Raw genomic sequence first — 6,394 nt, 5'->3', positions numbered from 1 at the left:
TTTTAGAGCTAAAAGAAAAAATAAACCAGTTGTTCTACACTCCCATACAACTGGTGAAGATTTTAAAGGGAGTTTTATGTTTAGTGATTTGGTTTCGATACCTCTAAAGAAATATCTAGGTTTCTATTACACCAAGGGAGATGTTGTTCTATGTCCTTCAAAATACACGAAACAAAAACTATTTGAATATAATGTAAATAACCCTATAGTCGTTTCAAATGGAGTGGATCTCGAAAAATATAGTTTTAATAAAAAATTGAGAAAAGAGTATAGGGATAGATATGGTTTAACCGGTACTGTTGTATTTGCTGTTGGCTCACCATTTGAGAGAAAGGGTGTTGAAACTTTCATTGAAGTTGCTAAAACATTGCCTGAATATAGTTTTGTTTGGTTTGGGCCATTAAGAAAACTTCAGAAAAAATCAATACGTAAGTTGATAGAGAACCCTCCAGATAACGTCAAGTTCACCGGTAAAGTTGATAATGTTGTAGGAGCTTATTCAGCAGGAGATATATTCTTTCTTCCAAGCTATAATGAAAACCAAGGTCTAGTTGTCCTAGAAGCAGCTGCATGTGAACGTCCATTAATCTTAAGAGATATACCGGGATTCAAGTATTGTAGAGATAAAACTGAGTGTCTAAAGGGCGAGAGTGAACAGGAGTTTAAAAAACATATTGATTCAATTGCCCGAAACAAGGATTTGAGAGACAGATTGGTTTCAAATGGGTTGGAACTAGCGAACCGCCATTCACTTGAGAATACTGGTGAGAAATTGATTAAAATTTATAAGGAGGTCTTGAACTCTAAATGAAGGTTGCTTTATTTACAGACAGTTACTTTCCACAGATTAATGGGGTCACATACTCCATATCTCTCCTTAAACGGGAATTTAAAAAAAGAGATATTGATGTAAAGGTGGTTTTTCCTGAATCAAGTAAGTATAATGGTGCTGAAAGTGAAATCGGAATAAAATCAATTCCATTACCATTCTACAAAGGCTATAGAGTTGGTTTCCCAGAAAGTATCTCAAAACGTTTAGGAGAGGTTGATGTTGTCCATACGCACACACAGTTCTCACTAGGGGGTTTAGGTGCTTACATCGCAAGGAAAAAAGAAGCCCCCCACATAAGCACTGTTCATACATGTCCTGAATATTATGTAGATTACATAACAAGATTCAATCCCATAAAACGTTTTCTAAAGTATATCTATAGAGGTTGGGAAAAAAGATTTCTAAACTCGGCCGAAACAGTAACAGTCCCTTCAATTGAAATAAAAAAAGAAATGGCCCAGAAAGGTGTGGAAAACTTAAAAGTAGTTCCTAACGGTGTGGACCTAGAGTTCTTCAATCCTAAACAAGAAAAATGCCTCGAATTCGAAGGCCCAATTATTGGTTACAGTGGTAGACATAGTAAGGAAAAAAACATTGAGGACCTAATAAAAGTTGCAGAAAAATTAAAAGAATATAAAGTCGTGATAGTTGGAGAAGGTCCTTATCGACAGCGATATGAAGAGATGGCTAAAAAACTATCCAACGTCGTTTTCTACGATTTCTTACCGCGAATAAAACTCCCACATTTTTATTCCACACTTGATGCCTTCATATTTCCTTCAACCGGGGAGACACAGGGATTGGTTGCCTTGGAAGCTAATGCTTGTGGAACACCTGTTGTAGCAGCTAATACCAAAGGTCTTAAAAACAGTGTTATTGATGGAGAAAATGGTTTCCATTACAACCCCAGTGATATAGATATGTTGGAAGAGAAAATCAGATATTGTGTTAATCAAAAAAACGAACTAAAGGACAAATGCATATCTCATGCCTCGAAATATTCTTCAGAAAAAATGAGTGAAGAAATCATTGAACTTTATCGAGAAAACGAATAAAAAGTAAAATAAAAACTCTATATCTCTTTTATATAGAAAAAATATTTATTGAAATCTATATTCCTAAAAATATTTTAGATCTCTCTATTGAGTTGATTGAGTATCTAGACTCTTATTTGTTAGTGTTTTAATTGGTTTTTTGTTTTTCGATTAATTTATGTAGTTTACGTATGTTTCTGTTTTCTCCAACTGATATCATTGTGTCTTCTTTTTTTAGTGTGAATTCTCCGTCTATTTTTGTTAGTAATTTGTCTTTTCTTTCTATTGCTACTACTGTTGCTCCTGTTTTTTTTCTTATGTCTAGTTCTTTCATTGTTTTGCCTTCAAGTCCCTGTGTCTCTATTCTTGCGAACTCGAGTTTTGTTCTTGGTGTTAGTATGGTTCGGTCTTCTATTAATAATGATGCTATTATTTCGCCGGCTACTACTGGGAGTGACAGTACAAAGTCGGCTCCAGCGTTATAAAGTTTCCATACCGTTTCTGGGCTGTTTGCTCTTGCTATTATCTCCACATCTGGTGCTTCGTGTTTTATTACTAGTGTTGCGTAGACGGATGATGGGTCGTTGTCTAGTGTTAGTATGACTGACCTCATGTCTTTTAAATCGATTTTTTTGAATGTCTTTACATCTGTTACGTCTCCGACTATGTCGATGTTTTCTCCTGGTTTTATGTCGATTGTTTGTACTTCAAGGCCTGCTTGCTCTAGTGTTCGCACTGTGGAGGGTCCAACTGTTCCATATCCACATACTAGTACTTTTTTTGATTTGTCGTGATAACTTTTGATTTGACGTACTTCTAGGTTTCCGAAATATAGGGTTGGTGTTGCCACTAGGAGTATCGCGTTTTCTTTTATTTTTGTTTCAGGTTCTGGTGATACTATGAATTTGCCGCCTGTCCATAGACCGATTATCGTGATTTCTTTGTCTTTAAAGTCATCTATGTCTTTTATTTTCTGGCCGATTAAGGGGCTTTCTTCTTCTACGAGTAGTTCAGCTATCTTTATGTCTGTGTCTACTGTTATTGCTTCACTGAATTTTTCTGCTACAGATGCTAGTGCCCTGTTTGCTAGGCTTTCTCCTAATACTTTTCTTGATTTTACTACGTAGTCAGCTCCTGCCAACATGTGGTATCTTTCTTCTCCTTCTTCTCTTGTCATGCTGATTACTCGTATTCGTGGATTGGCTTTTTTAGCTGAGAGTATTATCGTTGGGTTGGTTGCGTCGCTTACGTCGGTGACGATTGCCCGGGCTTTTTGGGCGTTTGCTGCTTTTAAAGCTTCTACTTCTTCTGGGTTTCCAACGATGGCGTCATGACCCATGTCCAGTAGTTTTTCAACTGTCTCTTGGTTTTTGTCCATAAAGAGGTATGGGATATCTGAGTCTCTTAGTTCTTCTGTTAATATTTCGTCGCTTGGTGAGTGGCTGCATATTATGACGTGGTCTGTTAGGTCGCTTGAACGTGGTATTTTTCTTTGGAATGCTCTTTTGAATATAGGTACTACAAATAACGGTAAACCGACAAATACAAGGAGTACAGCGGTTAGGTTCATTGTTACTACGATTGTGTTCATTCCAAGCGTTGTCCAGTGCTCTGTGTCTCCACCAAACCCAGCTGTTGTTAATATCTCTACTACAATCTGTAATGATTGATAGAATGTTCGTTCTTGACCCTCGAAATAAAACATTCCCCATTGATAGAGGTATGAATAAACTAAGATTAAAGCAGTTGCGCCAATAAAGGCCTTTCCTATTCTTTTAAGCCACCATTTCATCGGTTTACCTCAAAGTGTTTATATCGTTTATTTAATTACCAGTATTAGTTGTTTCGGCGTCGGGTTGGTTTGGAGTGATATTTCTTTCTGGGTTTTTGGTTATTTGCATTGTTTTTTTCTGGGTTATTGGGGTTTGGTTTTGGTTTTGTTATGTTCCTGTTTCCCATGAGTTGAGGTATTTTTTTTGTTTTTCTGTTAGTTGGTCTATTTCTATGTTCATGCTTTCTAGTTTGTTTTCTGCGACTTTTTTGTCTATGTTGGTTGGGACGTTGTGGACTTTGGGTTTTAGGTTTTTGTTTTGGTTTATGTATTGTACGGATAGTGCTTGGATTGCGAAGCTGAGGTCCATTACTTCTATTGGGTGTCCGAGTCCTTGTGGTGCTGCTAGGTTTACGAGTCTTCCTTCTGCTATTATGTAGAATTTTTGGTTGTTTGGTAGTCTGTATTCTACGACTCCCTCTATTGTTTCATTTGTTTCGGTGGCCAGTTCTTCTGCGGCATCTAAGTCGATTTCTACGTTGAAGTGGCCTGAGTTTGCGAGTAATGCTCCGTCTTTAACTTTTTTTAGGTGTTTTTTACGGACTACGTCTCGGTTTCCTGTTGTTGTTATTAGTAGGTCTGCTTTCTGTATGGCTTTATTCATTTTCTGTACTTCGAAGCCATCCATTACTGCTTCAAGGGCTTTGTTTGGGTTTGTTTCGGTTACTATTACTCTGGCTCCCATTCCATCTAGTTTTCGGGCTACTCCACGTCCACAATATCCATATCCGGCTACTACTGCTTGTTTTCCAGATATCTGTATGTTTGTTGTTGCTGTTATTGCGGATATTGTTGATTCACCTGTTCCATGTATGTTGTCGAAATGTCTTTTCATTGGTGTGTCGTTTACTGCTATGACTGGGTATTTTAGTTGTTTTTGTTTGGCCATTGATTTTAATCGATGTACTCCTGTTGTTGTTTCTTCGGTGCCTCCCTGGATTTTTTCTATGAGTTCGGGGTATTTTTTGTGTATTCTGAATACGAGGTCGCCTCCATCATCGACGGTTATGTCTGGTTTTTGGTCTATTACGTTGTCGATTGCTTTGTAGTATTCTTTTCGATCTACTCCATGTTTTGCGTAGCTGGTTATTCCTTTTTGTTTGTCTAGTGCTTTTGAGACATCGTCTTGTGTGCTTAATGGGTTGCAGCCGGTTATGTATACGTTGGCGCCTAGGTCTCTAAGTGTTTCTACTAAAACTGCTGTTTTAGGTTCGACGTGTAGTGCCATTCCGACTGTCTTTCCCTCTAGTGGTTTTTTTATTGACATTTCTCTCCGTATTTTCTTCATAACCGGCATGTGGTCTCTTGCCCACTTGATTTTTCGTTCTCCATCCATCTTTCTCACTTCTTATTAATTAGATCTTTACTCATTCTATCTGCATTCTTAATCACGTTTTCTTCATCTAAACTCTGTATCTCGTCATTTATCATAACTATATCTCCATCGATTATTACAGTTTCTACATCTCGGTTTGTTGTGGAGTAAACCAGGTTTGAAATAACATTATGTCTTGGTGTCATCCCTGGTGATTCGGAATCAATTATTACAAGATCGGCTTTCTTCCCTACTTCTATTGATCCTAAACTGTCTTCCAAACCGAATGCCTTTGCTCCATTAATTGTTGCCATTTTAAGTGCTTCTTCTGCAGGAACGGTTGTCGGATCCATCTTACTGGATTTATGAAGCAATGCAGCTAACTTCATCTCACTAAAAAGGTCTAGGGAGTTGTTTGAAGCCGCACCATCTGTTCCTAGAGCTATCGATACATCTTTACTTAATAACTCTGGAATTGGTGCTATACCTGAAGCAAGTTTCATGTTGCTTGTAGGGTTGTGTGAAACTATTGCTCCAGAATTAGCAATCAAATCTATGTCCTTCTCAGTTAAATGGACCGCGTGGGCACACACTGTGTTTTTATTCAACAACCCCACTTCATGAAGTAATTCCGTTGGGGACATACCATATAACTCCTTAGATCTAAGAACCTCCTTCTTGGTTTCAGCAAGATGTATCTGTATCAATGAATCTCCAGCAGTTTCCCGAACTTCCTCAAGGAATTCTTTAGAACAAGTAGTGGGTGAGTGGGGGCCATAAGTAGTTATTATCCGGCCATCTGCCGCTCCATCCAACTCATTATATACCTTCATGCCTTCTCTGAGTTCTTCTTTAACTCCTTCTTCATCTTTGTTTATAGTTACCAAACCGAAGGAAAGAGCTGCACGCATACCAGATTGGTCAACTGCTTTAGCAACCTCTTTCTGCTCGACATACATGTCTGCGAAAAACGTAACTCCATTTTTTATCATTTCAAGACATCCAAGCATCGAGCCAGCATATACATGTCTTGGTTCAAGAAGGTTTTCCAGCGGCCAGATATAATCTTCCAGCCAGACATCAAGTGGTAAGTCATCGGCAACACCTCTAAACAACGTCATAGCTAGATGGGTATGTGTGTTGATGAGTCCAGGTATAACGATCGATCCATCAAGCTCGATAACCTTGCCTACATACTCATCTATGATTGAATTATTCTCGCCGATATCTACAATAACTCCATCTTTTATAGCTATCGAGCCCTGAAAAGGAGGTTTTGTTACCGGTACAACAACCCCATCTTTAAGTATTAAATCAACTTCCATATAAACCACAGAGATAATTGATTCCTACAAACAAGTACAACCACTTCGTTTCAGGAA

At 38.1% G+C, this 6,394-nt stretch carries 5 protein-coding genes (1 of these 5 only partly in view); 2 read left to right on the top strand and 3 right to left on the bottom strand.

What is annotated here, in order from left to right; translation table 11 throughout:
- On the top strand, positions 1–811 hold the 3' portion of the coding sequence (locus tag QEN48_RS03890; RefSeq protein WP_280107590.1) for a glycosyltransferase family 4 protein. The gene continues 188 nt to the left of window position 1, outside the view; only the last 811 of its 999 coding nucleotides appear in the window; the start codon falls outside the window, past its left edge; the stop codon is at positions 809–811.
- Positions 808–1,887: a glycosyltransferase gene (locus QEN48_RS03885; RefSeq protein ID WP_280107589.1), complete on the top strand. Its 1,080-nt coding sequence runs from the start codon at positions 808–810 to the stop codon at positions 1,885–1,887. The genes QEN48_RS03890 and QEN48_RS03885 overlap by 4 nt, the downstream gene beginning before the upstream one ends.
- A gap of 127 nt (positions 1,888–2,014) precedes the next feature.
- Here the strand turns inward: QEN48_RS03885 and QEN48_RS03880 are convergent, their stop codons facing one another.
- From QEN48_RS03880 to QEN48_RS03870, 3 genes are all read right to left on the bottom strand, one after another.
- Positions 2,015–3,658 carry an NAD-binding protein gene (locus QEN48_RS03880; protein WP_280107588.1) on the bottom strand — a complete coding sequence of 548 codons (1,644 nt, stop codon included), beginning with the start codon at positions 3,656–3,658 and terminating at the stop codon, positions 2,015–2,017.
- Between the two features lie 148 nt (positions 3,659–3,806).
- Positions 3,807–5,033, bottom strand: a complete 1,227-nt coding sequence (locus tag QEN48_RS03875; RefSeq protein WP_280107587.1) for an adenosylhomocysteinase — start codon at positions 5,031–5,033, stop codon at positions 3,807–3,809.
- A 5-nt stretch (positions 5,034–5,038) separates the two neighbouring features.
- A complete protein-coding gene (locus tag QEN48_RS03870) occupies positions 5,039–6,337 on the bottom strand; it encodes an amidohydrolase (RefSeq protein WP_280107586.1) in 1,299 nt (432 codons plus the stop codon).
- Between the last annotated feature and the right edge of the window lie 57 nt (positions 6,338–6,394).

It is taken from the genome of Methanonatronarchaeum sp. AMET-Sl (genome assembly GCF_029854155.1).
GTDB lineage: Archaea > Halobacteriota > Methanonatronarchaeia > Methanonatronarchaeales > Methanonatronarchaeaceae > Methanonatronarchaeum.
The sequence above is the reverse complement of the archived record's forward strand: the minus strand, read 5'-3'. Positions and strand labels throughout refer to the sequence as shown.